Raw genomic sequence first — 25,362 nt, 5'->3', positions numbered from 1 at the left:
GGGAGCGCGGCTCAGGCGCGCGGCAGGACGATCTGGCGCTTGTCCTTCGAAGGCCGGTAGAGCACCGCGGTGTGGCCGATGCGCTGGACCAGCGCGGCGCCGCAGCGCCCGGCCAACTCCGCGATCATCCCGTCGCGCACCTCGCGGTCGTCGGCCGCGACCTTCACCTTGATCAGCTCGTGGTGCTCCAGCGCCAGGTCCACCTCGGCCACCAGCGCATCGGTCACGCCCTTGCCGCCCACCTGCAGCATCGCCTTGAGGTCGTGGGCCTGGCCACGGAGGAAGCGGACCTGGGCGTTGGTGAGGGCGACGGACATGCAGCACGGCGAAGGGGGACGGGAGCGCAGGGTATCATGCAGCCCTCGGCGACCTGCCCCGGGGCAGGCCGCCTTCCCCACCCAAGCCCGTCCCTCGCCGGGCGGGGGACGACCGATGGCGACCCGCAGCAAGTCCAGCCAGCGCTGGCTCAAGGAACACTTCTCCGACCCCTACGTGAAGAAGGCGCAGGCGGAGGGGATGCGTTCGCGCGCGGCGTACAAGCTCGAGGAACTGGTCGAGCGCGACCGCCTGCTCAAGCCCGGGATGGTGGTGGTGGACCTGGGCGCCGCGCCCGGCGGCTGGTCGCAGTGGGTCCGCCAGGAGCTGGACCGCCTGGAGCAGGGGTTGCCCGGCGAGGCCCGCCGCGGGCGGGTGATCGCCAGCGACATCCTGGAGATGCCGACCCTGGCCGGGGTCGAATTCCTTCATGGCGACTTCAGGGACGATGCCGTCCTATCCAGCCTGCTGGCGATGCTGGGCGGCGACAAGGTGGACCTTGTCTTGTCCGACATGGCCCCCAATAAGAGTGGCATGGACGCGGTGGACCAACCGCGCGCGATGCACCTGTCCGAACTGGCGATGGAATTCGCCGACGGCCAGTTGCGGGCGGGCGGCACGTTCCTGATCAAGTTGTTCCAGGGCGTGGGGTTCGACGATTACGTGCGGGAGCTGCGGCGGCGCTATGCCAAGGTGGCGATCCGCAAGCCGGCGGCATCGCGCAAGCGGTCGCCCGAGGTGTACGCGCTGGCGCAAGGCAAGCTGGCGGCGATCAGGTAGGGTGGCGAAGCCGCCCGAGGACAACAGGCAGGACCGAATGAACGATCTCGCGAAGAATCTGCTGCTCTGGGTGGTCGTGGCCGTGGTGCTCATGGTCGTGTTCCAGAGCTTCTCGCCGAAGCTGGCCGGCGCGCCGCAGGAGATCATCTACTCGCAATTCATCGCCGACGTGGAAGCCGACCGCATCCGCAAGGTCGACATCGCCAGCGACGAGCGCACGGTCAAGTTCGAGCGCAGCGACGGCAGCACCGGCAGCACCACCGCGCCGGTGCGCGACAAGGACCTGATCAACGACCTGATCGAGCACAAGGTCGAGATCAAGCAGGCCCCGCCCGACACCGGCATCTCGTTCTGGTCCATCGTGCTGAACTTCCTGCCGGTCCTGCTGATCATCGGCTTCTGGCTGTTCATGATGCGGCAGATGCAGGGCGGCGGCGCCGGCGGCAAGGGCGCGATGTCGTTCGGGCGCTCGCGCGCCAAGATGCTGACCGAGGACCAGACCAAGGTCACCTTCGGCGACGTCGCCGGTTGCGACGAGGCCAAGGAGGAAGTCGCCGAGCTGGTCGAGTTCCTGCGCGACCCCTCGCGCTTCCAGAAGCTGGGCGGCAAGATCCCGCGCGGCGTGCTGATGGTCGGCCCGCCGGGCACCGGCAAGACCCTGCTGGCCAAGGCCATCGCCGGCGAGGCCAAGGTGCCGTTCTTCAGCATCTCCGGCTCGGACTTCGTGGAGATGTTCGTCGGCGTCGGCGCCAGCCGCGTGCGCGACATGTTCGAGCAGGCCAAGAAGCACGCGCCGTGCATCATCTTCATCGACGAGATCGACGCGGTCGGCCGCCATCGCGGCTCCGGCATGGGCGGCGGCCACGACGAGCGCGAGCAGACCCTCAACCAGATGCTGGTCGAGATGGACGGCTTCGAGGGCGGCGAGGGCGTGATCGTGATCGCCGCGACCAACCGTCCCGACGTGCTCGACAAGGCGCTGCTGCGCCCGGGCCGCTTCGACCGCCAGGTCATGGTCGGCCTGCCCGACATCAAGGGCCGCGAGCAGATCCTGAAGGTGCACATGCGCAAGGTGCCGCTGGCCGACGACGTCCGCCCGGACGTGCTGGCGCGCGGCACCCCGGGGTTCTCCGGCGCCGACCTCGCCAACCTGGTCAACGAAGCCGCGCTGTTCGCCGCCCGCCGCAACAAGAAGGCGGTCGACATGCGCGACTTCGAGGACGCCAAGGACAAGATCTACATGGGCCCCGAGCGCCGCAGCATGGTGATGCGCGAGGAAGAGCGGCAGGCGACGGCGTACCACGAGTCCGGCCATGCGGTGGTGGCGATGTCGCTGCCAAAGGCCGACCCGGTGCACAAGGTCACGATCATGCCGCGCGGCTGGGCGTTGGGCGTGACCTGGCAGCTGCCGGAGCACGACGCCCTCAGCAAGTACAAGGACAAGATGCTGGAGGAGATCTCGATCCTGTTCGGCGGCCGCATCGCCGAGGAACTGTTCGTCGGCGAGGTATCGACCGGCGCCTCCAACGACTTCGAGCGCGCGACCAAGCTGGCGCGCGGCATGGTGACCAAGTACGGCATGTCCGACCTGCTCGGCACCATGGTCTACGCCGATGAAGATGCGTCCGGCTTCGGCATGCAGAACAAGACCATTTCCGAGGCCACCCAGCAGAAGGTCGATGCCGAGATCCGCCGCATCCTCGACGAACAATATGCCGTCGCGCGGAAGATCCTCGAGGAGAAGCGCGAGGTGGTCGAGGCGATGACCGCGGCGCTGCTCGAGTGGGAGACGATCGATTCCGAGCAGGTCAAGGCGATCATGGAAGGGCGCGCGCCCAACCCGCCCGCGGGCTGGGTGCAGAAGCCGGGCAAGGACAAGGACGATTCGTCCACCCCGACCGCGCCGGCGATGGCGGATCCCACGCCGCAGACCTGATGCCGCGATGCGCGGCGCCACCGCAACGAGGCCGGGTTCGTCCCGGCCTCTTGCGTTTCAGATCGCCTCGCAGAGCGGCGAGGCCTTGATCCGCTGGACCTGCAGGTCGGTGAGCACCGGGCGTGCAGCACGCACGAAGTCGACCGGGTGCATGAGGTTGTTGCTGGCGTCGCCGATGTGGACCGGGGAAAAGGTCGACCCGAGCAGGATGTGGCAGACCTCGTGCGCGGTGCAGTAGTGGGTCCCGGCGCGCGCCACGACGCAGGCAGGGCGGCCTTTCATGTGCCCGCCACAGCCGTTGAGCGCCTCGCCGAACCGGTCGATGTAATACACCAGGATCCCCGAGCCCGGCGTCGGCCCACCCAGTTGCTGCAGTTCGGCGTATTCGCCGCCGGTCACCTCCCACTCGCACGAGCCATCGACCTGGGTAAGGCGGTCCTGTTCCTCGCGGCTGAGCATCAGGCTGCTGCCGCTGCCGAACTCGATCTTGATGCCGTACGGCGCGTACACGGCCTGGGTGTGCGCGAGGATGCTGTTGAACGGCACGTCGGTCAGGCTGATGCTGCGGAAATGCAGCCGCACCCGATGGGTGAAGGGCCTGCCGGTGTCCGGCATGCCGAGCGCGGCGCGCGTCATCGGCCCGACCAGGCCGTCGACCTTGAGCCCGGCGTCCCGCTGGAACGTGCGCACCGCCTGCCGCGTCAGCGACCCGAAGATCCCGTCCGGCGACAGCCGGGGCGATGGGTAGAGTTGTCTGTTGAGTTCCTGCTGCAGCGTCACGACCTCGGGGCCGCGGCTGCCGATGCTCAAGATGGCCATGGCGCCTCCAATGGGCCGGCATGGTGCGTCTCGGCGGCGCCGCGATGCCATCCGCAGGAAGGTCGGTGGCACGGTCGAACGGGATAGGACGTAGGCCATAGCCGGAGGCAGGGCGTGACCCCGGCCGACGCGTCCGGCAGCCGATGCGCAGATCGCCCGTTTCGCCGAACATATGCGCAATCGCGCTTGATCCGCCGGTCGGCGGCCGCGCATCGGGAGGCGGCATGTTCGACACGGTGGCAACCCTCGACTGCGTCGGGCGCAGCCTGCGGCTCGACCGCCCGCGGGTGATGGGCATCGTCAACGTGACGCCGGATTCGTTCTCCGACGGCGGCGCGCACTTCGACGCCGGCGCGGCGATCGCGCATGGCTTGGCCCTGGCCGCCGAGGGCGCGGACATCCTCGACGTCGGCGGCGAATCGACCCGACCGGGCGCGCAGGCGGTGTCCGTCGAGGAGGAGCTGCGGCGCACGATCCCGGTGGTCGAGGCGCTGTCGCGCCAGCTCGCGATCCCGGTCGGCATCGACACCTCCAAGCCCGAGGTGATGCGCGCGGCGGTGGCGGCCGGCGCCGGGATGATCAACGACGTGTTCGCGCTGCGCCGGGAGGGCGCGCTGGACGCGGCGGCGGCGCTGGGCGTGCCGGTGGTGCTGATGCACATGCAGGGGGAGCCGCGCGGCATGCAGGCGAACCCGGAGTACGACGACGTGGTCGGCGAGGTGCATCGCTTCCTCGCCGAGCGCGTTTTCGCCGCCGAGATGGCCGGCATCCCGCGCACGCGCATCGTGGTCGACCCGGGCTTCGGGTTCGGCAAGACGCGCGAGCACAACCTGCAGTTGCTGGCGCAGCTGCAACGCTTCACCGAACTCGGCGTGCCGGTGCTGGCCGGGCTGTCGCGCAAGCGGACGATCGGCGAACTGACCGGCCGCGACGATCCGCGCGCGCGCGTCCATGGGTCGGTGGCCGCGCACCTGGTCGCCGCGCAACGCGGGGCGATGCTGTTGCGCGTGCACGACGTCGCCGCGACCGTCGATGCGCTGAAGGTGTGGCAGGCGGTCGCTGCGGTGCCCGCGCCACGGGCGCCTGCGCCGAAGCCGGAGATCCGCTGGCCGGAGGACTGAGGCCGGCGATCCGCTCGGCCAGGCTCAGAGCAGCGGGTCGACCGGTAGCCAGTAGGCGAGGCGGGCTACCGCGCGGCGGCCGAAGCTGGCGTCGGGCTCGCGGTCGCGGGTGCCGCCGGCGTCGCGCCACAGCAAGCGCTTGCGCGCGGCGTCCCATTCGATCGCCCAAGCATGCGCCGGGCTGGTCATGGTCTCGAACAGGCCGAGCAGCTGGCCGGCGAGTGCCGCATCGGTGACCAGCAGCCCCTGTTCGGAGTTGAGCTGGATCGAGCGCGGGTCGAGGTTGAGCGAGCCGACGAACACGGTACGACGGTCGATCACCGCGGCCTTGCCGTGCAGGCGCGCGCCGGAGGAGCCGAACAGGCTGCCGGCGGCCTGGTCCTGGCGCGGCTTGAGTTCCCAGAGCCGGACGCCGCCGCGGACCAGCGCCTCGCGGGCGCGCACGTAGCCGCCGTGCACCGCGGCCACGTCGTTGGAGGCCAGCGAGTTGGTGAGGATGCGGATCGGGCGGCCATTGCGCGCGCCGGCAAGCAGCGCCTCGGTGCCGCCGTCGCCGGGCACGAAGTAGGGCGAGATGATGGCGATGTCGCCGGCGCCGGCTTCCATCGCGTCGCGCAGGCCGGCGAGCACCGGCGATGGACGCGCCTCGGGGATCGGCGTCGCCAGCTTGTCGGGGGCGTCGTGCAGCAGCCGCCAGTCCCGCGTCCAGCGCATGCCGAGGTAGCCCGTGCGGATGCGGGCGAGCGCGTCGGCGTCGCCGAGCGCGGCGATCCACTCGGACTCGCCGGCGTCGCGGGCCGGCTTGCGCAGGTTGGCGCGGACGGTATCCAGCGTCAGGGTGGCGGGCATGTCCGGATCGACCGCGCGGATCGGCCAGGCCATGGTCGAGTTCCAGTAGCCGTCGAACGCGGCCTCCAGCGCATCCACCGCAGGGCCGGCGACCAGCAGGTCGAGGTCCTGGAAGTTCGCCTCGGGGCTGGCCATGAAGTATTCGTTGCCGACGTTGCGACCGCCGGTGATCGCCACCCGGCCATCGACGATCCACGACTTGTTGTGCGCGCGTCGGTTGACCCGCTTGAACGAGCCCGCGAATTCCAGCGCGGTGCCGAGCATGCCGTCGCGGGTCGCGAACGGGTTGTACACGCGGATGCTGATGTTGGGGTGGTGGTCCAGCGCCAGCAGCACCTGGCTCTTGGCGCGGGCGTCGAGGTCGTCGAGCAGCACGCGCACGCGTACGCCGCGGTCGGCGGCGTCCAGCACCTCGGCGGCGAGCAGGCGGCCGGTGAGGTCGTCGTGCCAGATGTAACTCTGGATGTCGAGGCTGCGGCCGGCGGCGCGGCTGGTGTAGCCACGCAGCGCGAAGGCTTCCAGCCCGTCGGCCACCAGCCGGAACCCGGATTCGCCGGGGTGGCGTGCGGCAGCCGGCGCGACTTCGGCATCGAGACGGGTGCCGTCGGCGACGGCGATCGCGCGCTGTTCCGGCACGTCCGGCCTGCTCGGCAACTGCGCACAGCCGGCCAGCAGCAGCGCGGCGATCCACCAGCAGCGGCGCAACAGGGTCATCGGAAGGGCGTCGGCCGGCGCGGGTGGGGTCGCCATCCTGCGGATGCCGGAGGCGCCATGCAAGCGGGTGCGCGGCTCACGATGCGGCCCCTTCGCCGGCCTGCCATCGCTGCAGGCGCGGGTGGATCACCCGGAACCACAGCGGCGGGAACAGGGCCAGCACGAACATCGCCGCGTAGCCGCCCGGCAGCTGCGGGCTGTCGGGATGATGGCGCAGCACCTGGTAGCGCCGGGACGCATGCGCATGGTGGTCGGAGTGCCGTTGCAGGTGGAACAGCAGCAGGTTGGTCAGCGCGAAGTCGGCGTTCCAGCTGTGCAGGTGGGTGGTCCGTTCGTAGCGACCATCGGCGAGGCGGCGGCGCGACAGGCCGTAGTGCTCGACGTAGTTGATGATCTCCAGCGCGCATGCGGCCACCAGCCCCTGCACGACGAAGGCCAGCAGCCCGGGCATGCCCAGCACGGCGAAGGCGATGCCCGCCAAGGCGACCCACAGCGCGGACCAGCCCAGCAACTCGTTGCGCCAATGCCAGCCGCGCAGCCCGCGCCGGCGCAGGCGTTCGGCTTCCAGCCGCCAGGCGTTGCGCGTGTTGTGCAGCAGCGCACGCGGCAGGAACCGCCACAGCGACTGGCCGAACCGGGCGCTGGATGCATCCTCGGGGGTGGCGACCTGTACGTGGTGGCCGCGCAGGTGTTCGACCTTGAAGCCGTGGTAGCCCACGCTGGCCAGCAGCAGGCCGCCGGCGACGCGCTCCAGCCGGGTGTCCTTGTGGATCAGTTCGTGCGCCACGTTGATCGCCAGCACGCCGCCGACCACGCCCAGCGAGAGCAGCCAGCCGATGCCGCCCGCCAGCCCGAATCCGGCCTGCGCCCAGTGCCGCAACGACCAGGCCAGCACGGCGTACTGCACCGGCACGGCGAGCAGGGTGAGCAGGCGGAACCAGCGGTCGGCCGCCAGCGTGGCCTCGTCGGCGGGCGCGGGATTGCCGGGGTCGTGGCCTACCGCCTGGTCGGCCAGCGGCAGCAGCACGAACAGGAAGAACAGCGGGAACCAGGCGAACAGGCCGGGATGCCCGCTGCGCGCGCCCAGCCATGCGGCCAGCGGCATCAGCGCCGGCACGACGAACACGATGGCGAACCCGATGCGCTTCCAGAACGGCATGGCGTCTCCCCGTGGCGCCCGCTCGCATGCTAGCGCGCAGGCACGCCTGCGGTAAGCTCCCGCGGTCTCGATGGGGAACCGCGCATGACCGCCAGCACGCCCTTGCTGATCACCTTCGGCATCTACCTGCTGGCCATGGTCGGCATCGGCTTCGTGGCATGGCGGCGCACCCGCGATTTCGACGACTACATCCTCGGCGGGCGCTCGCTGGGCGGCTACGTCACCGCGCTGTCGGCCGGCGCGTCGGACATGAGCGGCTGGCTGCTGATGGGCCTGCCCGGCGCGCTCTACCTCGGCGGCGTGTCGGAGGCGTGGATCGCGCTGGGCCTGGTCGCCGGCGCATGGGCCAACTGGCGCTTCGTCGCCGGGCCGCTGCGGGTCTACACCGAGCTCACCGACAACGCGCTGACCCTGCCGGACTACTTCACCACGCGCTTCGCCGCGGACGGCAAGTGGCTGCGCATCGTGTCCGCGCTGGTCATCCTGGTGTTCTTCGCGATCTACGCGGCCAGCGGGATCGTGGCAGGCGCGCGCCTGTTCGAGAGCGTGTTCGGCCTGCCCTACGCGCAGGCGCTGTGGTGGGGCGCGGCGGCGACCATCGCCTACACCCTGATCGGCGGTTTCCTGGCGGTGAGCTGGACCGACACCGTGCAGGCGACGCTGATGATCTTCGCGCTGATCCTCACCCCGCTGATCGTGATCCTCAGCACCGGCGGACCGGGCGATAGCCTGCAGGCGATCGCCGCGCTCGACCCCGCCCGGCTCGACTGGTTCAAGGGCGGTGAGCTTGGCCTGGTCGGCATCGTGTCGCTGCTGGCCTGGGGCCTGGGCTATTGCGGGCAGCCGCACATCCTGGCGCGCTTCATGGCCGCCGATTCGCTGGCGGTGATCCCGCAGGCGCGGCGGATCGGCATGACCTGGATGATCCTGTGCCTGGCCGGCGCGATGGCCACCGGCTTCTTCGGCATTGCCTATTTCGCGCAGCACCCCGGGCAGGCGGGTCCCGTCGCGGAGAACCACGAGCGGGTATTCATCGCGCTGGCCAACGTGCTGTTCAACCCGTGGATCGCGGGCGTGCTGCTGTCGGCGATCCTCGCCGCGATCATGAGCACGCTGAGCTGCCAGCTGCTGGTCTGCTCGAGTGCGTTGACCGAGGACTTCTACCGCGGCTTCCTGCGCCCCGCCGCCGGCGAGCGCGAGCTGGTGTGGGTCGGGCGCGGGATGGTGCTGGCGGTCGCGCTGCTGGCGATCTTCCTGGCCCGCGACCCCGACAGCCGCGTGCTGGGGCTGGTGAGCTACGCCTGGGCCGGCTTCGGCGCGGCGTTCGGCCCGGTGGTGGTGTTCTCGCTGTTCTGGGAGCGCATGACCCGCGGCGGCGCACTCGCCGGGATGCTGGTGGGCGCGGCCACGGTGGTGCTGTGGAAGCAGACCGGAAGCGCCCTGTACGAAATGGTGCCCGGCGTGATCGCGGCGAGCATCGCGATCGTGGTCGCCAGCCTGTTGTCGCGGGCGCCTGGCGATGCGGTGCGCGCGCGCCACCGGCAGGTGCAGGCCAGCCTGCGCGAGCAGGGCTATTGAGCCGGCGCGCGGCGCCATCGCGATGACGCTGGACCCGCGCCCTCGCGCCCTCGCGCTGATGGGCCCGACCGCCTCGGGCAAGAGCGCGCTGGCGCTGGCGCTGGCCGAGCGGCTGGGCGGCGAGGTGGTGAGCGTGGATTCGGCGCTGGTGTACCGCGGCCTCGACATCGGTGCAGCCAAGCCCACGCGCGCGGAGCAGGCGCAGGTCCGGCACCACCTGCTCGACGTGCGCAATCCCTGGCAACCCTATTCGGCCGCCGAGTTCGCGTCCGATGCGCGGCGCGCGATCGCCGACGTGCTGGCGCGCGGCCGGCTGCCGATCCTCGCCGGCGGCACCGGCCTGTACTTCCGCGCCTTGATCGAGGGCCTGGCCGAGATGCCCGAGGCCGACGAAGCGATGCGCGCCGCGATCGCCGCGGACGCCGGCGAACGCGGCTGGGCGTCGTTGCATGCCGAGCTGGCGGCGGTGGATCCCGAAGCGGCCGCGCGCATCCACGCCACCGATGCGCAACGCATCCAGCGCGCGCTGGAGGTGCATCGCCTCAGCGGCCGGCCCATCAGCGCATGGCAGCGCGAGGCCGGCGGTGCGCGGCTGCCGGTCAACGTGCTCAAGCTCGTGCTGGCACCGGCGGATCGCGCGGTCCTGCACGCACGCATCGCTGTTCGCTTCGACGCGATGCTGGAGGCTGGCTTCCTCGACGAGGTGCGGGCCTTGCGCGCATTGCCGGAACTCGCCGCGCATCCGCACCCGCTGGACCTGCCGGCCTTGCGCGCGGTGGGCTACCGGCAGGCGTGGGCGTTCCTCGACGGGGCATCGACGCCGACGGAATTCCGCGAGCGCGCGATCGCCGCCACCCGCCAGCTGGCCAAGCGCCAGTGGACCTGGTTGCGCGGCGAACTCGACGCGCGGTGGTTCGACCCCTTGACCCAGCGCACGGAACTCGAGGCGGCGGTGGCGGCGTTCCTGCCGCGCGGCGGCGCAAACGCCCCGTCCTGAGCTAACATCGGCCCGTGGCCCCCGAACGCGGGCGGCCGCGGGGCCTGGGGACACGTCGGCGACGTCGGGCCCACGACGACAAACAACAACACGCTTCGAAGAAGCGGCAGCAGTGGGGAACACATGTCCAAGGGACAATCCTTGCAGGATCCTTTCCTGAACGCCTTGCGCCGCGAGCGCGTGCCGGTGTCGATCTACCTGGTCAACGGGATCAAGTTGCAGGGCACCATCGAATCGTTCGACCAGTTCGTGGTCCTGCTGCGCAGCACGGTCAGCCAGATGGTGTACAAGCACGCCATCTCGACCGTGGTCCCGGCGCGCAACGTGCGGATCGGGATGACCGGGGCCGACGAGGACGAACCGGCGGCCGCCGAATAGGCCTTGCATTCGCCGCGGCCGCCCGCATCTACGGCCCGATGCCGACCCATTTGTTCGAACGCTCCCGCGGGGGCGAGACCGCGCTGCTGATCCAGCCCCATGCCGGCGGGCCGCCGGGCGAAGGCGTGCTCGAGGAGTTCGGCGAGCTCGCGCGCTCGGCCGGCGCGACGGTGGCCGCGGTGCTGACCGCGAAGATCGACAAGCCCAGCCCGGCCACCCTGGTCGGGTCCGGCAAGCTGGACGAGGTCAAGGCCGCCTGCGAGGCCACCGGCGCAGACCTGGTGCTGGTGAACCACGCGCTGACGCCGGTGCAGGAACGCAACCTCGAGAAGGTCCTGGGCCGCCGCGTGGTCGACCGCACCGGGCTGATCCTCGACATCTTCGCCCAGCGCGCGCGCAGCCACGAGGGCAAGCTGCAGGTGGAGCTGGCGCAACTGCGCCACATGGCCACCCGCCTGGTCCGTGGCTGGACCCACCTCGAGCGCCAGCGCGGCGGCGCCATCGGCCTTCGCGGCCCCGGCGAAACCCAGCTGGAAACCGACCGCCGCCTGCTGCAGAAGCGGGTGGACATGTTGCAGAAGCGGTTGGAGAAGGTGGAGGTCCAGCACACCCAGATGCGTCGCGCGCGGGTGCGCAGCGAGTTGCCGCGGGTGGCCCTGGTCGGCTACACGAATGCGGGCAAATCGACCCTGTTCAACGCGCTGACCGGCGCCGATGCCTACGCCGCCGACCAGTTGTTCGCGACCCTGGACCCGACGGTGCGCCGGATCGAGCTTGCGGGTGGCGGGGTAGTGCTGGCCGATACCGTCGGCTTCGTGCGCGACCTGCCGCACGAACTGGTCGCCGCGTTCCGCTCCACCCTGAGCGAGGCGCGCGAGGCCGACCTGCTGTTGCACGTCATCGACGCCGACGACCCGCTGCGCGAGGAGCGCATGGCGCAGGTCGATGCCGTGCTGCGCGAGATCGGGGCCGGCGACATCCCGCAACTGCTGGTGTTCAACAAGATCGACCGCATCGAGGGCGCCGAGCCGCGCATCGACCAGCGCGGCGAGGATCGCCACGCGGTGTGGCTGTCGGCGCGCGACGGGCTGGGCCTGGACCTGCTGCGCGAGGCGCTCGGCGACCGCCTGGGCCTGCGGCGGGTGATGGGCGAGGTGCTGCTGCCGACCGATGCCGGCCGGTTGCGGGCGCGCCTGCACGCGCTGGGCGCGATCCGCGACGAGGACCATGACGCGGACGGCTGGCGCCTGCGCGTGGACCTGCCGCTGGCGGATGCGGCGCGGCTGGCCGCGCAGCCTGATGGCGGCCCGTTGCGCCCCTTGTTGCCGGCGACCGAGCCCGACCTTCCCGTAGAATCCTGCGCATGAGCATCGAACCGAGCGGCCCGCAGCGGCCCGATCCGGCCACCATGGCCTGGAATACCCCCGGCGGCGGCCAGCCAGGCCGTTCGCGCGGCAATGGCAGCGGCCTGGGCAACCTGTTCGACCGCTTGCCGAGCTTCGGCGGCGGTGGCGGCAACCTGCGCTGGCTGTGGGTGGTGCTGGCGCTGTGGCTGGCCTTCAACTGCTTCGTGCTGGTCGCCGAGCAGCAGCGTGGCGTGGTCCTGCGCTTCGGCCAGTTCGTGCGAACCATGCAGCCCGGCCCCAACCTCAAGCTGCCGTGGCCGCTGGAGCGGGTCATCAAGGTCAACGCGACCGAGATCAAGACCTTCAGCGACACGGTGCCGGTGCTGACCCGCGACGAGAACATCGTCAGCGTGGAGATCAACGTGCAGTACCGCATCGGCGATCCCGAGCTCTACCTGTTCGGCACGCGCAGCGCCGACGATGTGTTGAAGGAAGCCACCCTGAGCGCGGTCCGCGAGCAGGTCGGCCGTTCCGAGCTGGATACCGTGCTTGGCGCGCGCAACGCGCTGGCGGTGTCGTCCAAGCAGACCCTCCAGCGTGCATTGCAGGACTACCGCACCGGCCTGGTGGTGACCGAGCTCAACCTGCCGAACGCGCGCCCGCCGGAGGAGGTCAAGCCGGCCTTCGACGACGTCAACGGCGCGCAACAGGACAAGGACCGGCTGAAGAACGAGGCCGAGGCCTACGCCAGCAAGATCGTGCCCGAGGCCCGCGGCCAGGCGGCGCGCGTGCGCACCGTGGCCGAAGGCTACCGCGCGGCCTCGATCGCCCGCGCGACCGGCGACGCGGAACGCTTCAGCCTGCTGGTCGAGCAGTACAAGGCGGCCCCGGAGGTCACCCGCAAGCGCCTGTGGCTGGAGACGGTGCAGGAAGTGCTGGCGGAGAACCGCAAGGTGGTCGGTGGCGATGGGCGCCAGTTGATCTACGTGCCGATGGCCGGTGCGACCGGGACCGCTCCCGCGGCGGCGCAGCAGGCGATCGTCCCGGAGCTGGTCTCGCCGGTGGTCGGCGCGACGCCCGCCGATTCCGTGCGCAATGGCCGGCAGCCGCGCCCGCAGGGCCGCGAGGAGGTGCAGCGATGAAGTATTCCGCCTGGATGCCGGCCGCGCTCGCCGCGCTGCTGCTGTTGCTCGGCTCGGTGTTCGTGGTCAGCGAAGGCCAGACCGCGATCGTGCTCAACCTCGGCAAGGTGGTGCGCACCGACCTCAAGCCCGGCCTGCACTTCAAGCTGCCGCTGGTCGAATCCGCGCGCATCTTCGACCGTCGCCTGCAGATCCTGGCGGCGGAACCCGAGCGCTACCTGACCTCGGAGAAGAAGGACGTCAGCGTCGACTTCTTCGCCATCGGCCGGATCTCCAACGTGCGCGATTTCTACCGCGCCACCAACGGCGACGAGAAGGTCGCCGCCGATCGCCTCGCGCCGATCATCAAGGACGCGCTGCGCAACGAGATCAATGCGCACACCCTGCAGCAGGTGGTCTCCGGCGACCGCTCCAAGGTGCTGGCGACCCAGCTGGCCGCGATCAACAAGGGTGCGGCCACCCTGGGCGTGCAGATCTCCGACATCCGCATCAAGCGCATCGACCTGCCGACCGGTGGCGAGGTGATCGAGCAGGTCTACCGCCGGATGCGCGCGCAGCGCCAGCAGGTGGCGAGCCAGCTACGCGCCGAAGGCCAGGAAACCAAGCAGAAGATCGAGTCCGAGGCCGACCGCCAGAGCCAGGTGCTGCTGGCCGAGGCCGAGCGCGACGCGCAGAAGCTGCGCGGCGAAGGCGATGCGGAGGCCGCGCGGATCTATGCGCAGGCCGCGCAGCGCGACCCCGGCTTCTACGCCTTCCAGCGCAGCCTCGAGGCGTACCGGCAGGCCTTCGCCGGTGGCGATTCGGTGATCGTGCTGGAGCGCAACGACCCGTTCCTGCAGTACCTGCGCAGCGATCGATGATCGGCATCGCAACGAGTCCGTTGCGAGCGAAGGCAGGCGGATCGCAGGGGAGCGCAGGAAGCGGAGCGTACTGGGTGGTACGTGAGCATTCCGAGCACCGCCTGCGGTTCGCATGCCGGGCGCAGCAGGAGTCGTTGCGATGACGGACCTGTGGGCGGCGCTGTGCTTGGTCGCGGTGATCGAGGGCCTGTTCCTGTTCGCCGCCCCCGGCGGCTGGAAGCGCGCCGCCGAGCAGTTGCAGAACATGCCCGACGAGCACGTGCGCCGGGTCGGCGGGATCGTCCTGATCCTCGGCCTGGTGTCGCTCTGGTTGGTCCGCGGAGGCTGAGCGCGCGCCGCGGTCATCGCCGCTTCATGCGGGCATGCCCCTTCCGGCGCCGAAGCCGGTAGAATGCCCGAAAGCCGGGGCACGCCTCGGCTTTTCTCACGTCTGGAGCACGGAAATGGGTCAGTCAGTCGTCGTACTCGGCGCGCAATGGGGCGATGAAGGCAAGGGCAAGATCGTCGACCTGCTGACGCAGGACATCGGCGCGGTGGTGCGCTTCCAGGGCGGCCACAACGCCGGCCACACGCTGGTGATCGGCGGCAAGAAGACCGTGCTGCACCTGATCCCGTCCGGCATCCTGCGCGACGACGCGCTGTGCCTGATCGGCAACGGCGTGGTCCTGCACCCGGGCGCGCTGCGCAAGGAGATCGCCGAGCTGGAAGGCAACGGCGTGGAAGTGCGTTCGCGCCTCAAGATCAGCCCGGCGACGCCGCTGATCATGCCGTACCACATCGCCCTGGACCAGGCGCGCGAGAAGGCCGCCGGCAAGTCGGCGATCGGCACCACCGGCCGCGGCATCGGCCCGGCCTACGAGGACAAGGTGGCGCGTCGCGGCATCCGCGTGGCCGACCTGCATTACCCGAACGAACTGGCCGACAAGCTGCGCGCGGCGCTGGATTACCACAACTTCGTGCTGACCCAGTACCTCAAGGTCGACGCGGTCGATTTCCAGCAGACGCTGGACGAGGCGCTGGCGTTCGGCGAATACATCGAGCCGATGAAGGCCGACGTGGCCGGCATCCTGCACGACCTGCGCAAGGCCGGGAAGAAGGTGCTGTTCGAGGGCGCGCAGGGCTCGCTGCTCGACATCGACCACGGCACCTATCCCTACGTCACCTCGTCGAACACCACGGTTGGCGGCGCGCTCGCGGGCACCGGCGTCGGCGCGGACGCGATCGACTACGTGCTCGGCATCGCCAAGGCCTACGCCACGCGCGTCGGCGGCGGCCCGTTCCCGACCGAGCTCGACGACGCCGTCGGGCAGGGCATCCGCGACCGCGGCCAGGAATACGGCGCGACCACCGGTCGCCCGCGTCGCTGCGGCTGGATGGACATCGTGGCGCTGAAGCGCGCGGTGGCGATCAACGGCATCAGCGGCCTGTGCATCACCAAGCTCGACATCCTCGACGGCATGGACACGCTGAAGATGTGCATCGCCTACGAGTACCACGGCAAGCGCACCGAGTACGCGCCGCTGGACGCCAAGGGCTGGGACGAGTGCACGCCGGTCTACCTGGAGTTCCCGGGGTGGCAGGAGTCGACCGCCGGCATCACCGAATGGGACAAGCTGCCGCCGGCCGCCCGCGCCTACCTGCGCGCGCTGGAGGAACTGGCGGGTTGCCCGCTGGCGATCGTCAGCACCGGGCCCGACCGCGACGCCAACATCGTCCTGCGCGATCCGTTCGCCTGAGCCCCACGCGCTCCGTACGCGCTGGTATGCTGCTGCGATGCAGCATGCCCCGCACCCGGGACTCGTCCCGCATCCCCGCGAAGAACTGGCCAATGCGCTGACCCACGGGGTCGGCGCGGCGGCGGCGCTGGCCGCCGGTGCGGTGCTGGTCACCCTGGCCGCGCTGCGCGGCGACGGCTGGATCCTGGCCGGCTCGATCGTGTTCGGGGTGGCGATGCTGCTGCTGTACACCGCGTCGACCCTGTACCACGCGGTCACCCATCCGGTGGTCAAGGGTCGGCTGAAAGTGTTCGACCACTGCGCGATCTACCTGCTGATCGCGGGCACCTACACCCCGTTCACCCTGGTCGGCCTGCGCGGCCCGACCGGCTGGTGGCTGTTCGGCGCGATCTGGACGCTGGCGCTGGCCGGCGTGGTGTTCAAGCTTTTCTACACCGGGCGGTTCCGGCGGCTGTCCACCTTCATCTACATTGCGATGGGCTGGCTGGTGGTGGTCGCGGCCAAGCCGATGTTCCACGCGCTGGATGCGGCCACCCTGGCCTGGTTGCTGGCCGGCGGCATCGCCTACACCGCGGGCACGGCGTTCTACTTGCGCCCGCACGCGCGCTGGTCGCATGCGATCTGGCACCTGTTCGTGATCGTCGGCAGCCTCTGCCACTACGTCGCGGTGATGCGCCACCTGCTCTGAGCCGGGGCCAGCCATGACTTCCGGGTCTGGGGGAGGTCCGCGCAGGCGCGGATGATGCCGGCTTCGCCCGGTGCCCCGTGGCGTCTCCCCCATTCTCCCGAGGATTCCGCATGCACCGTTCCCTGGTGGCTGTCGCCATTTCCCTGGCCCTGGGCGGCATCGCCCAGGCCGCGCCCGCCGACGCCGGCACCACGCCGCATCCGCCGCTGGTGCGCGCCACTACCCAGCTGCCGCGCACCGTGGTGCCGAGTCATTACGCGATCGAGGTCACCCCGCACGCCGACCGCCTGGCCTTCGACGGCAAGGTGAAGATCGACCTCGAAGTGCTGGTACCGACCGACCGCATCGTCCTGCAGGCGCTGGGCATGACCTTCGCCAACAGCACGCTGGCGGCGGCGGGCGGCACGCCGATGCCGGCCAGGGTCAGCCTGGACGAAGCCGCGCAGACCGCGACCTTCGCCTTCGCCGCGCCGCTGGCGCCGGGGCGCTACGTGCTGTCCACCGACTACGCCGGCACCATCAACACGCAGGCGAACGGCCTGTTCGCGCTCGACTACCCCACGGCCGCGGGCAAGAAGCGCGCGCTGTACACGCAGTTCGAGAACTCCGATGCGCGCCGCTTCGTGCCGTCCTGGGACGAGCCCAACTACAAGGCGACCTTCGACCTGGCGGTGAACGCGCCGGCCGGCGACATGGTGGTCAGCAACATGCCGGTGGCGAGCACGGGCGCTGGCCCGGGCGGCCTGCGCCGCACGGTGTTCAAGACCTCTCCGCGGATGTCGACCTACCTGCTGTTCCTCGGGGTCGGCGATTTCGAGCGCGCCACCCTGGCCGGCGACAACGGCACCGAGATCGGCGTCATCGCCCAGCGCGGCAAGGTCGGGCAGGCGCGGTATGCGCTGGACGCCAGCCGCGACGTGCTGCGCGAGTACAACGACTACTTCGGCGTGCCGTACCCGCTGCCCAAGCTGGACAACATCGCCGCCCCGGGCCGCAGCCAGTTCTTCAGCGCGATGGAGAACTGGGGCGCGATCTTCACCTTCGAGTATTCGCTGCTGCTCGACCCCGCGACCTCGAACGTCTCCGACGAGCAGCGCGTGTTCACCACCGCGGCGCACGAGATCGCCCACCAGTGGTTCGGCAACCTGGTGACCATGGCGTGGTGGGACGACCTGTGGCTCAACGAGGGCTTCGCGACCTGGATGGAGGGGCGCACGACCCGCAAGCTGCACCCGGAGTGGGACCAGGACCACGTGGATGCCGCCTACACCAGCCGCGGGCCAATGGTGCGCGACGCCTATGCGACCACCCACCCGGTGGTCCAGCATGTGGAGACCGTGGAGCAGGCCAGCCAGGCCTTCGACGGGATCACCTACGGCAAGGGCTCGGCGGTGATCAACATGCTGGAGGATTACGTCGGCGCCGACGCATGGCGCGCCGGCGTGCGCAGCTACATCGCCAAGCGCGCCTACGGCAATGCGCTGACCGACGACCTGTGGGCCGAGGTCGACCGCGCGGCGCCAGGCCGCCAGTTCACCCAGGTGGCGCACGATTTCACCCTGCAGCCCGGCGTGCCGTTGATCAAGGCCAGCGCGACCTGCAGCAACGGCCGCACGACGGTGGCGCTGGAACAGGGCGAGTTCACCGTGGATCGTCCGGACAAGACGCCGTTGCGTTGGCGGGTGCCGGTCGCGGTGCGCGGCGGCGACGGCACCGTGGCCAAGGTCCTGGTCGACGGCAAGGCCAGCGTCGAACTGCCGGGCTGCGCCCCGGTGCTGGTCAACGACGGGCAGAAGGGCTACTTCCGCACCCTGTACGCCCCGGCGCAGTTCAAGGCACTCGGCGACGGCTTCGCCGGCCTGCCGGTGGTCGACCAGTTGGGCCTGATGCTGGACGCGAGCGCGCTGGCGGCGGTCGGCCTGCAGCCGGAATCCGACATGCTCGACCTGACCACCAAGGTGCCGCTGGATGGCTCGCCCAACCTCTGGCAGCTGGTGGCCGGCACGTTGGGCGGCATCGACGACCTCTACCAGGGCAATGCTCGCCAGCCCGCGTTCCGCGCCTATGCGCGCACTCGCCTGTCGCCGAAGTTCGAGCAACTCGGCTGGGAGTCCCGTGCCGGCGACTCCGCCACCACCAAGCAGCTGCGCACCAGCCTGATCGGCATCCTCAGCACGCTGGGCGACGACAAGGTGGTGGCCGAGGCGCGCCGGCGCTTCGCCGCGTTCGAGGCCGATCCCGCCTCGCTGCCGGCCGACCTGCGGCGCACCGTGCTCGGCATCGTCGCGCGCAACGCGGACGCCGCCACCTGGGACCGCCTGCATGCGCTCGCGCGCAAGGAAACCACCTCGCTCCTGCGCGACCAGTACTACGGCCTGCTCGCATCGGCGAAGGACCCGGCACTGGCGCAGCGCGCGCTGGAGATGGCACTGACCGACGAACCCGGCGCGACCAATGCCGCGGATATGATCGCGCGCGTGGCCGACGAACACCCGGAGATGGCCTTCGCGTTCGCCGTCGCGCACCGTGCCCAGGTCGACCAGCTGGTCGACTCCACCTCGCGCGCCCGTTACTACCCGGGGCTCGCCGCCGGCAGCGTGGATCCGGCGATGGTCGGCAAGATCCGCAGCTTCGCCGAGGCGCACATCGCGCCGACCTCGCGCCGCGACACCGAGACCGTGGCCGCCGGCATCGAAACCCGGATCAAGCTGCGTGCAAAGCGGTTCCCGCAGGTCGACGCCTGGTTGCAGCGGCAGGGCCGCTGACCGGCGCCGCCTGGATACGAGACCCACCATAACGAACAGGCCCCGCGATGCGGGGCCTGTTGGTCTTGCGCGGGAGCCCGCTGTCACCAGAGGTCGTACTCGACCAGGAAGGTGTAGGCACGGCCGCGCGGGTCGGCGATGCGCGGCTCCCAGCCGGCGCCGGCCGCGAAGTCGTTCTGGTGCGCGGTGAACGGCGGATCCTGGTTGAACAGGTTCTTGATGCCGAAGCCCAGCTTCAGCCGCTCGATCCCGGTCCAGGTCACGTTGTAGTTGTAGGTCGTGTAGCCCTCGACGCGCGGGTTCCAGCCGTCCGGGATGTAGCTCGGGAAGCTGGCGGCCGGCTCGTCGTAGTAGCCGTCGCGGTGGATCTGGGTGAAGGTGTGCGACCAGGCCTCGCGGGTCCAGTTGAAGCTGAGCGTGTGCTTCCAGCGGATCGGCAGGTTGTAGTAGCGCACGTACTTGCCGATCAGGTTGCTGCTGTAGGGCAGGGTCTCCAGCGCCTTGGTCTTGAACATGTTCAAGTAGCTGCCGTTGAGGTTGATGTTCCAACGGCCACCCGCCAGCTCGCCATTGAAGTTGGCGTCGAGCTCGATGCCGCGGGTGAGGCTGCCGCCCGAGTTGATGTAGCGGCGGTCGATCGCCACCACCTCGCCGCTGGCATCGCGGATCCAGTTCGCCTCGAACTCGTCGTAGTAGGTGATCAGCACGTCGCGCGCGGCGGCGCGGATGGTGTTGGTGCGCTCGATTTCCCACCAGTCCAGGGCGATGTTGAAGCGGTCCATCGGCGAGTAGACCAGGCCGAAGCTCTTCTGGGTCGACTCCTCCGGCGCCAGCTGCGGGTTGCCGCCGAACAGCTCGACCGGGCGGATGATCTCGCAACCGGCGACGCTCGGGTTGGCCTTGCCGCTGGGGCAGGTGGCCGGGTCGGCGAGGTCCTGGCCGGTGTACTGCACTTCGCTGATCCCGTTGTACAGCTGGTTGAAGTTCGGGACCTTGAAGCCGGTGCTGTAGGCGCCGCGGAACAGCAGCGAGTCGAACGGCTTGTAGCGGAACGACACCTTCGGGTTGGTGGTCGAGCCGAAGCCGCTGTAATCGTCGTAGCGGCCGGCCAGGTTCAGGTCGAAGTTCTTGAACACCGGCAGGTTGAACTCGACGTAGGCGGCCTTGATGTCGCGGCTGACGTCGCCGAGCGCGTTGGCGTCGTCGAACGGGGCATTGAACACCGCGCGCTTGTCGGTGCGCTGGTCGCCGTCGAACTTGTATTCCTCGCGGCGCAGGTCGATGCCGGCCGCCATTGCGATGCTGCCGCCCGGCAGGGTGAAGAAGCCGAGTTCGCCCGAGACCGAGGCATCCAGCTCGGTAACGATGGATTCGCCGCCGTAGAGCTTCACGCCCGCCGCGGACGCGGCATCCAGCGCGGCCATCGCCTCGGCCGACTGGGCCTGTCCCGGGGCCAGGAACGGGTTGATCAGGCCGCTGCCGAGCGCCGCCTTGAGCGCATCGGTGTAATGGAAGCCGGTGCCGAGGATCGACTCCGACTTGCTCGACGCGCGCGACAGGCCGACGTCGTAGGTCCAGTCGCCGAGCATGCCGCCGATGCCGGCGACGAAGCGGTAGGAGTCCGTGGTGGTCTCGATCTGGCGCGGGCCGCAGGCCATGCAGCGCCAGCGGTAGGCGATCGGCGCGCCGTAGTTGAGCTGGCCGGCGCCGAAGTAGGCGGCTAACGCGTTGTAGACCTTGTCGTAGGTGGCCTTGGTGGTCGCGTTGAGCGGATACCAGGTGGTCGGGCCGAGCGACGTCGCGGCGGTGCTGGTGCTGGAGGAAATCTGGTTGGGCTCGAAGGTCTTGGCGACCTTGACCTTGGAACCGGTCAGCTCGACGTAGGCCTCGTGCTGCTCGCCGATGCGGAAGGTGGCGCGGCCGATGAAGTCCACGCTGTCCACCGGCTGCTGGATCACCGCGGCCGCCGGGTAGTCCCAGGCGCAGGCGTACTTGGAGCTCAGCGAGTTCCAGGAGCGGTAGGCGTAGGGACCCATGTTCGGTCCGGCGGCCTCGCAGCCCTCGGCGCCCGGCAGGTTGTAGATGTTGACCGCGGTGAGGCGGGTGGCATTGCCGGGCTCGAACACGCCGCCCTTCAGCAGGCTGGTCGAACCCACGCCGCTGGTGCCGAGGCTGAACACCGTCGCGAACGGCGTACCGCGGGTATCCGGCGACAGCCCGCGTTCCGGCTGGAAAGAATTCGAGAAATCGCGGTCGTCGCCGCGCAGGATGGTGTTGCGCTTGACGCTCACCGTGCCGAACGCATTCCAGCCATCCTTGTCGAGGTCGCCGTGGCCGAACAGCAGGCTGCTGCGGTAGACGTTGCCGCCGCCTGCCTCGGTGACGTCGACGAAGCCGGTGACCTGTGCGCCCTGGTAGTCGCGCTTGGTGATGAAGTTGATCACGCCGCCGATCGCGTCGGTGCCGTAGATCGCCGACGCGCCGTCGCGCAGCACCTCGACGCGCTCGATCGCGGCGAACGGGATGGAGTTGAGGTCGACCGCGCGGCCCTTCAGGCCATGGGTGGCGACGCGGCGCCCGTTGAGCAGCACCAGCGTGGCGTCGGAGCCCTGGCCGCGGAGGTTGGCACCCGACACGCCGTTGTCGCCGCGCAGGGTGTCCTGCACGATGCCGGCGTTGCTGGCGAGGTTGTCGGATCCGTTGCTGGCGATGTTGAGGTACATCAGCAACTGCTCGGCGGAGGTGATGCCCTGGGCATCGATCTCCTGCTTGGTGATCGAGGTGATCGGCAGCGCCTGCTCGATCTCGACGCGCTTGATGCGCGAACCGGTGACGGTGACCTGGTCGAGGGTCTTGACCGTGGGCTTGGCGTCCTTCGACCCGGCCTCCTGGGCCATGGCGGGCAACGCGGGGGCGGCGAGCGCGGCCAGCAGGGCGGCGCACAGGCGATGGGTGGCGGGCGTGGTGCGGACAGGCATGGACATCTCCCCAAGGGTGGTCAGGATGGGATGCCGGGCTGCAATCCTTCGCGGGTGCGGCCACCACCTCCCCAGGAGCGGCCGCGGACGGGCATCACCCCCGCACTGTAGCCGCTCGGGGGTGGGTTTGGCGATCCGGTCCAGGCAGCGGCCGCCGCGCCGGCCGCGCGGGGCGCGGCAGGTGGGCGGTGCGCCGCGGAGTCGGCGAGGCGGCGCCGGCGGTCAGCCGACGTTCGGCTCGCTGAAGGCCTCGGGCTCGCCCTTGAAGTCGCCGATCGGCACGCAGGCGCAGAACACGTTCTTGTCGCCGTAGACGTTGTCGACGCGCGCCACCGGCGGCCAGTACTTCTGCTGCCTGAGCGTGGCCAGCGGGAACACCGCCAGTTCGCGGCCGTAGCCATGCGTCCACTCGGTCGCCGCAGCCTGCGTCGCGGTGTGCGGGGCGTGCTTGAGCGGGTTGTCCTCGCGGTCGAGCTCGCCGCGCTCGACCATCCGGATCTCCTCGCGGATCTGGATCATCGCGTCGATGAAGCGGTCGAGCTCGTGCAGCGATTCAGACTCGGTCGGCTCCACCATCAGGGTGCCGGCGACCGGGAAGCTCAGCGTCGGCGCATGGAAGCCGAAGTCGATCAGGCGCTTGGCCACGTCCTCGGCGCTGATCCCGGTGGCGTCCTTCAGCGGGCGCAGGTCGAGGATGCACTCGTGCGCGACCAGGCCGTTGCGGCCGGTGTACAGGGTCTCGTAGTGCGGCGCGAGGCGGGTGGCGATGTAGTTGGCGTTGAGCAGCGCGACCTGGGTGGCCTTGCGCAGGCCGGAGGCGCCCATCATCGCGATGTACATCCAGCTGATCGGCAGGATGCTGGCGCTGCCGAAGCTCGCCGCGGAGACCATCGCGCCGCCGCCGGTGCCTTCGGTGCGGATGCCGTCCCCGCCGAAGGCCTTGGGCAGGTAGGGCGCCAGGTGCGCCTTCACCGCGCAGGGGCCGACGCCCGGGCCGCCGCCGCCGTGCGGGATGCAGAAGGTCTTGTGCAGGTTGAGGTGGCTGACGTCCGAGCCCCACTTGCCGGGCTTGGCCACGCCGACCAGCGCGTTCATGTTGGCGCCGTCGGTGTACACCTGCCCGCCGTGCGCATGCACGATGTCGCAGATCGCGACCACGTCCTCCTCGAACACGCCGTGCGTCGAGGGGTAGGTGATCATGATCGCGGCGAGGCGGTCGCTGTACTTCTCCGCGTTGCGGCGGATGTCCTCGACGTCCACGTTGCCGTTGCCGTCGCACTTGGTCACCACCACCTGCATGCCACACATCTGCGCGCTGGCCGGGTTGGTGCCGTGCGCGGATTCCGGGATCAGGCAGATGTCGCGGTGGCCCTCGCCGCGGGCGCGGTGGTAGGCGCGGATCGCCAGCAGGCCGGCGTACTCGCCCTGCGCGCCGGAATTGGGCTGCAGGCTGACCGCGTCGTAGCCGGTGCATTCGACCAGCATCGCCTCCAGCCCCGCGATCAGTTCCTGGTAACCCTGCACCTGGTCGGCCGGCGCCAGCGGGTGGATGTTGGCGAATTCCGGCCAGGTCACCGGGATCATCTCCGCGGTGGCGTTGAGCTTCATCGTGCAGCTGCCCAGCGGGATCATGGTGCGATCCATCGCCAGGTCCTTGTCCGCCAGCGAGCGCATGTAGCGCAGCAGTTCGTGCTCGCTGTGGTGGGTGTTGAACACCGGGTGGGTCAGGAACGCGCTGGTGCGGCGCAGGTGGGCCGGCACCAGGTCCGGCGCACTGGCGTCGAGCGCGTCGATGTCGGGCAGGGCGGCGTCGTCGCCGCCGAAGATCCGCCACAGCAGGGCGAGGTCGGCGCGCGTGGTGGTCTCGTCCAGCGACACGCACAGCGAGCCGTTGCCGCGCACGCGCAGGTTGGCGCCGAGGTCGCGCGCGCGCGCGGCGATCGCGGCGTTGCGCTCGCCGGCGTCGATGCACAGGGTGTCGAAGGCGGTGGCATGCACGCTGGCGTGGCCCAGCGTGCGCAGGCCGGCGGCGAGCACGGCGGTGTAGCGCGCGACCCGCGCGGCGATCCGCGCGAGGCCCTCGGGGCCGTGGTAGACCGCGTACATCGAGGCCATCACCGCCAGCAGCACCTGCGCCGTGCAGATGTTGGAGGTGGCCTTCTCGCGGCGGATGTGCTGCTCGCGGGTCTGCAGGGTGAGGCGATAGGCCGGCTGGCCCTCGGCATCGACCGAGACGCCGATCAGGCGGCCCGGCATCGAGCGCTTGAACGCGTCCTTGCAGGCCATGAACGCGGCATGCGGGCCGCCGAAGCCGAACGGCACGCCGAAGCGCTGGGTGTTGCCGACCACGATGTCGGCGCCCATCTCGCCCGGCGGCTTGAGCAGGGCCAGCGCGAGCAGGTCGGTGGCGACCACCAGCAGCGCCTGGTGCGCATGGATGGCATCGGCATCCTTCGACCAGTCGTCGATCCAGCCGCTCGAGGCCGGGTACTGTACCAGCACGCCGAAGTAATCGCCGGCGGCGATCGCGGCGTGGAAGGCATCGGTGCCGCGCACCACGTCGACCTGGATGCCCAGCGGCTCGGCGCGGGTCTGCAGCAGTTCGATGGTCTGCGGGTGGGTGTCGCCGGCGACCACGAAGCGATTGGAACGGGACTTGGCCGAGCGCTTGGCCAGGGTCATCGCCTCGGCCGCCGCCGTGGCCTCGTCCAGCAGCGAGGCGTTGGCGATCTCCATGCCCGTCAGCTCGGCGCACATGGTCTGGAAGTTGATCAGCGCCTCCATCCGGCCCTGCGAGATCTCCGCCTGGTACGGCGTGTACGCGGTGTACCAGGCCGGGTTCTCGAGGATGTTGCGGAGGATGACGTTGGGCGTGTGGGTGCCGTAGTAGCCCTGGCCGATGAAGCTGCGGAACACCCGGTTCTTGCCGGCGATCGCGCGGATCTTCGCCAGCGCCTCGACCTCGCTCACCGCCTCAGGCAGGGCCAGCGGCGCGGCCGACTTGATGCTGGCGGGGACGATGGCGTCGGTCAGCGCCTCCAGCGAATCGTGGCCGACGGCCTGCAGCATGTGCGCGACCTCGGCATCGTTCGGGCCGATGTGGCGTGCGATGAAGGCGTCGTGGTGCTCGAGCGAGGCGAGCGGCGTGCGAGAGGTCATGGCGGCATCCGGAAGCGCATCGGTGCAGGGCACGTCGCGCGT

At 70.2% G+C, this 25,362-nt stretch carries 19 protein-coding genes; 13 read left to right on the top strand and 6 right to left on the bottom strand.

Annotated elements, in window-relative coordinates; genetic code table 11:
• Nucleotides 1-11 precede the first annotated feature (11 nt).
• On the bottom strand, nucleotides 12-317 hold the full coding sequence (yhbY, locus tag ON759_RS12660) for a ribosome assembly RNA-binding protein YhbY (RefSeq protein WP_271680753.1): 306 nt from the start codon (nucleotides 315-317) through the stop codon (nucleotides 12-14).
• A gap of 115 nt (nucleotides 318-432) precedes the next feature.
• On the opposite strand from yhbY, the gene rlmE reads away from it, so the two are divergent.
• Both rlmE and ftsH read left to right on the top strand, forming a co-directional pair.
• A complete protein-coding gene (gene rlmE / locus ON759_RS12655; RefSeq protein ID WP_271680752.1) occupies nucleotides 433-1,095 on the top strand; it encodes a 23S rRNA (uridine(2552)-2'-O)-methyltransferase RlmE in 663 nt (220 codons plus the stop codon).
• Between the two features lie 37 nt (nucleotides 1,096-1,132).
• Nucleotides 1,133-3,031 carry an ATP-dependent zinc metalloprotease FtsH gene (ftsH, locus tag ON759_RS12650; RefSeq protein WP_271680751.1) on the top strand — a complete coding sequence of 633 codons (1,899 nt, stop codon included), beginning with the start codon at nucleotides 1,133-1,135 and terminating at the stop codon, nucleotides 3,029-3,031.
• Between the two features lie 57 nt (nucleotides 3,032-3,088).
• Here the strand turns inward: ftsH and ON759_RS12645 are convergent, their stop codons facing one another.
• Entirely contained in the window at nucleotides 3,089-3,850 is a 762-nt protein-coding gene (locus ON759_RS12645) for a peptidoglycan-binding domain-containing protein (protein ID WP_271680750.1), read from the bottom strand.
• A gap of 224 nt (nucleotides 3,851-4,074) precedes the next feature.
• On the opposite strand from ON759_RS12645, the gene folP reads away from it, so the two are divergent.
• The gene (folP, locus tag ON759_RS12640; protein WP_271680749.1) at nucleotides 4,075-4,971 is read left to right on the top strand and encodes a dihydropteroate synthase; all 897 of its coding nucleotides are present in this window, start codon (nucleotides 4,075-4,077) and stop codon (nucleotides 4,969-4,971) included.
• Nucleotides 4,972-4,995: 24 nt separating this feature from the next.
• On the opposite strand, the gene ON759_RS12635 is transcribed toward folP, so the two are convergent.
• Both ON759_RS12635 and ON759_RS12630 read right to left on the bottom strand, forming a co-directional pair.
• Nucleotides 4,996-6,534, bottom strand: coding sequence for a phospholipase D family protein (locus ON759_RS12635; RefSeq protein WP_271680748.1), 1,539 nt, complete (start codon nucleotides 6,532-6,534; stop codon nucleotides 4,996-4,998).
• Nucleotides 6,535-6,610: 76 nt separating this feature from the next.
• Nucleotides 6,611-7,693 (bottom strand): alkane 1-monooxygenase, encoded by a 1,083-nt coding sequence (locus ON759_RS12630; RefSeq protein WP_271680747.1) that lies wholly within the window; start codon nucleotides 7,691-7,693, stop codon nucleotides 6,611-6,613.
• A gap of 84 nt (nucleotides 7,694-7,777) precedes the next feature.
• Here ON759_RS12630 and putP point away from each other — a divergent pair, with 84 nt between their 5' ends.
• From putP to ON759_RS12580, 10 genes are all read left to right on the top strand, one after another.
• A complete protein-coding gene (putP, locus tag ON759_RS12625; RefSeq protein ID WP_271680746.1) occupies nucleotides 7,778-9,271 on the top strand; it encodes a sodium/proline symporter PutP in 1,494 nt (497 codons plus the stop codon).
• A 22-nt stretch (nucleotides 9,272-9,293) separates the two neighbouring features.
• Nucleotides 9,294-10,268, top strand: coding sequence for a tRNA (adenosine(37)-N6)-dimethylallyltransferase MiaA (gene miaA / locus ON759_RS12620; protein ID WP_271680745.1), 975 nt, complete (start codon nucleotides 9,294-9,296; stop codon nucleotides 10,266-10,268).
• Between the two features lie 123 nt (nucleotides 10,269-10,391).
• Nucleotides 10,392-10,646 (top strand): RNA chaperone Hfq, encoded by a 255-nt coding sequence (gene hfq, locus ON759_RS12615; protein WP_271680744.1) that lies wholly within the window; start codon nucleotides 10,392-10,394, stop codon nucleotides 10,644-10,646.
• A gap of 50 nt (nucleotides 10,647-10,696) precedes the next feature.
• Nucleotides 10,697-12,013 (top strand): ribosome rescue GTPase HflX, encoded by a 1,317-nt coding sequence (gene hflX / locus ON759_RS12610; protein ID WP_271680885.1) that lies wholly within the window; start codon nucleotides 10,697-10,699, stop codon nucleotides 12,011-12,013.
• Between the two features lie 41 nt (nucleotides 12,014-12,054).
• The gene (gene hflK / locus ON759_RS12605; RefSeq protein WP_271680884.1) at nucleotides 12,055-13,134 is read left to right on the top strand and encodes an FtsH protease activity modulator HflK; all 1,080 of its coding nucleotides are present in this window, start codon (nucleotides 12,055-12,057) and stop codon (nucleotides 13,132-13,134) included.
• Nucleotides 13,131-13,994, top strand: coding sequence for a protease modulator HflC (hflC, locus tag ON759_RS12600; RefSeq protein WP_271680743.1), 864 nt, complete (start codon nucleotides 13,131-13,133; stop codon nucleotides 13,992-13,994). Before hflK ends, hflC begins: the two co-directional genes overlap by 4 nt.
• A gap of 139 nt (nucleotides 13,995-14,133) precedes the next feature.
• Nucleotides 14,134-14,322 (top strand): DUF2065 domain-containing protein, encoded by a 189-nt coding sequence (locus ON759_RS12595; protein WP_271680742.1) that lies wholly within the window; start codon nucleotides 14,134-14,136, stop codon nucleotides 14,320-14,322.
• Nucleotides 14,323-14,437: 115 nt separating this feature from the next.
• Complete coding sequence (locus ON759_RS12590) at nucleotides 14,438-15,730, top strand: adenylosuccinate synthase (RefSeq protein WP_271680741.1); 1,293 nt, start codon at nucleotides 14,438-14,440, stop codon at nucleotides 15,728-15,730.
• A gap of 37 nt (nucleotides 15,731-15,767) precedes the next feature.
• Nucleotides 15,768-16,418, top strand: a complete 651-nt coding sequence (gene trhA, locus ON759_RS12585; RefSeq protein ID WP_271680740.1) for a PAQR family membrane homeostasis protein TrhA — start codon at nucleotides 15,768-15,770, stop codon at nucleotides 16,416-16,418.
• 110 nt (nucleotides 16,419-16,528) lie between these two features.
• Nucleotides 16,529-19,183, top strand: coding sequence for a M1 family metallopeptidase (locus tag ON759_RS12580; protein WP_271680739.1), 2,655 nt, complete (start codon nucleotides 16,529-16,531; stop codon nucleotides 19,181-19,183).
• Between the two features lie 83 nt (nucleotides 19,184-19,266).
• Here the strand turns inward: ON759_RS12580 and ON759_RS12575 are convergent, their stop codons facing one another.
• Both ON759_RS12575 and gcvP read right to left on the bottom strand, forming a co-directional pair.
• Nucleotides 19,267-22,161 carry a TonB-dependent receptor domain-containing protein gene (locus ON759_RS12575; protein WP_271680738.1) on the bottom strand — a complete coding sequence of 965 codons (2,895 nt, stop codon included), beginning with the start codon at nucleotides 22,159-22,161 and terminating at the stop codon, nucleotides 19,267-19,269.
• A gap of 222 nt (nucleotides 22,162-22,383) precedes the next feature.
• Entirely contained in the window at nucleotides 22,384-25,320 is a 2,937-nt protein-coding gene (gcvP, locus tag ON759_RS12570; RefSeq protein ID WP_271680737.1) for an aminomethyl-transferring glycine dehydrogenase, read from the bottom strand.
• Between the last annotated feature and the right edge of the window lie 42 nt (nucleotides 25,321-25,362).

This window comes from Thermomonas mangrovi (assembly GCF_028201335.1).
Classification (GTDB): Bacteria; Pseudomonadota; Gammaproteobacteria; order Xanthomonadales; family Xanthomonadaceae; genus Thermomonas; species Thermomonas mangrovi.
This window is presented reverse-complemented; position numbering and strand designations above follow the sequence as displayed.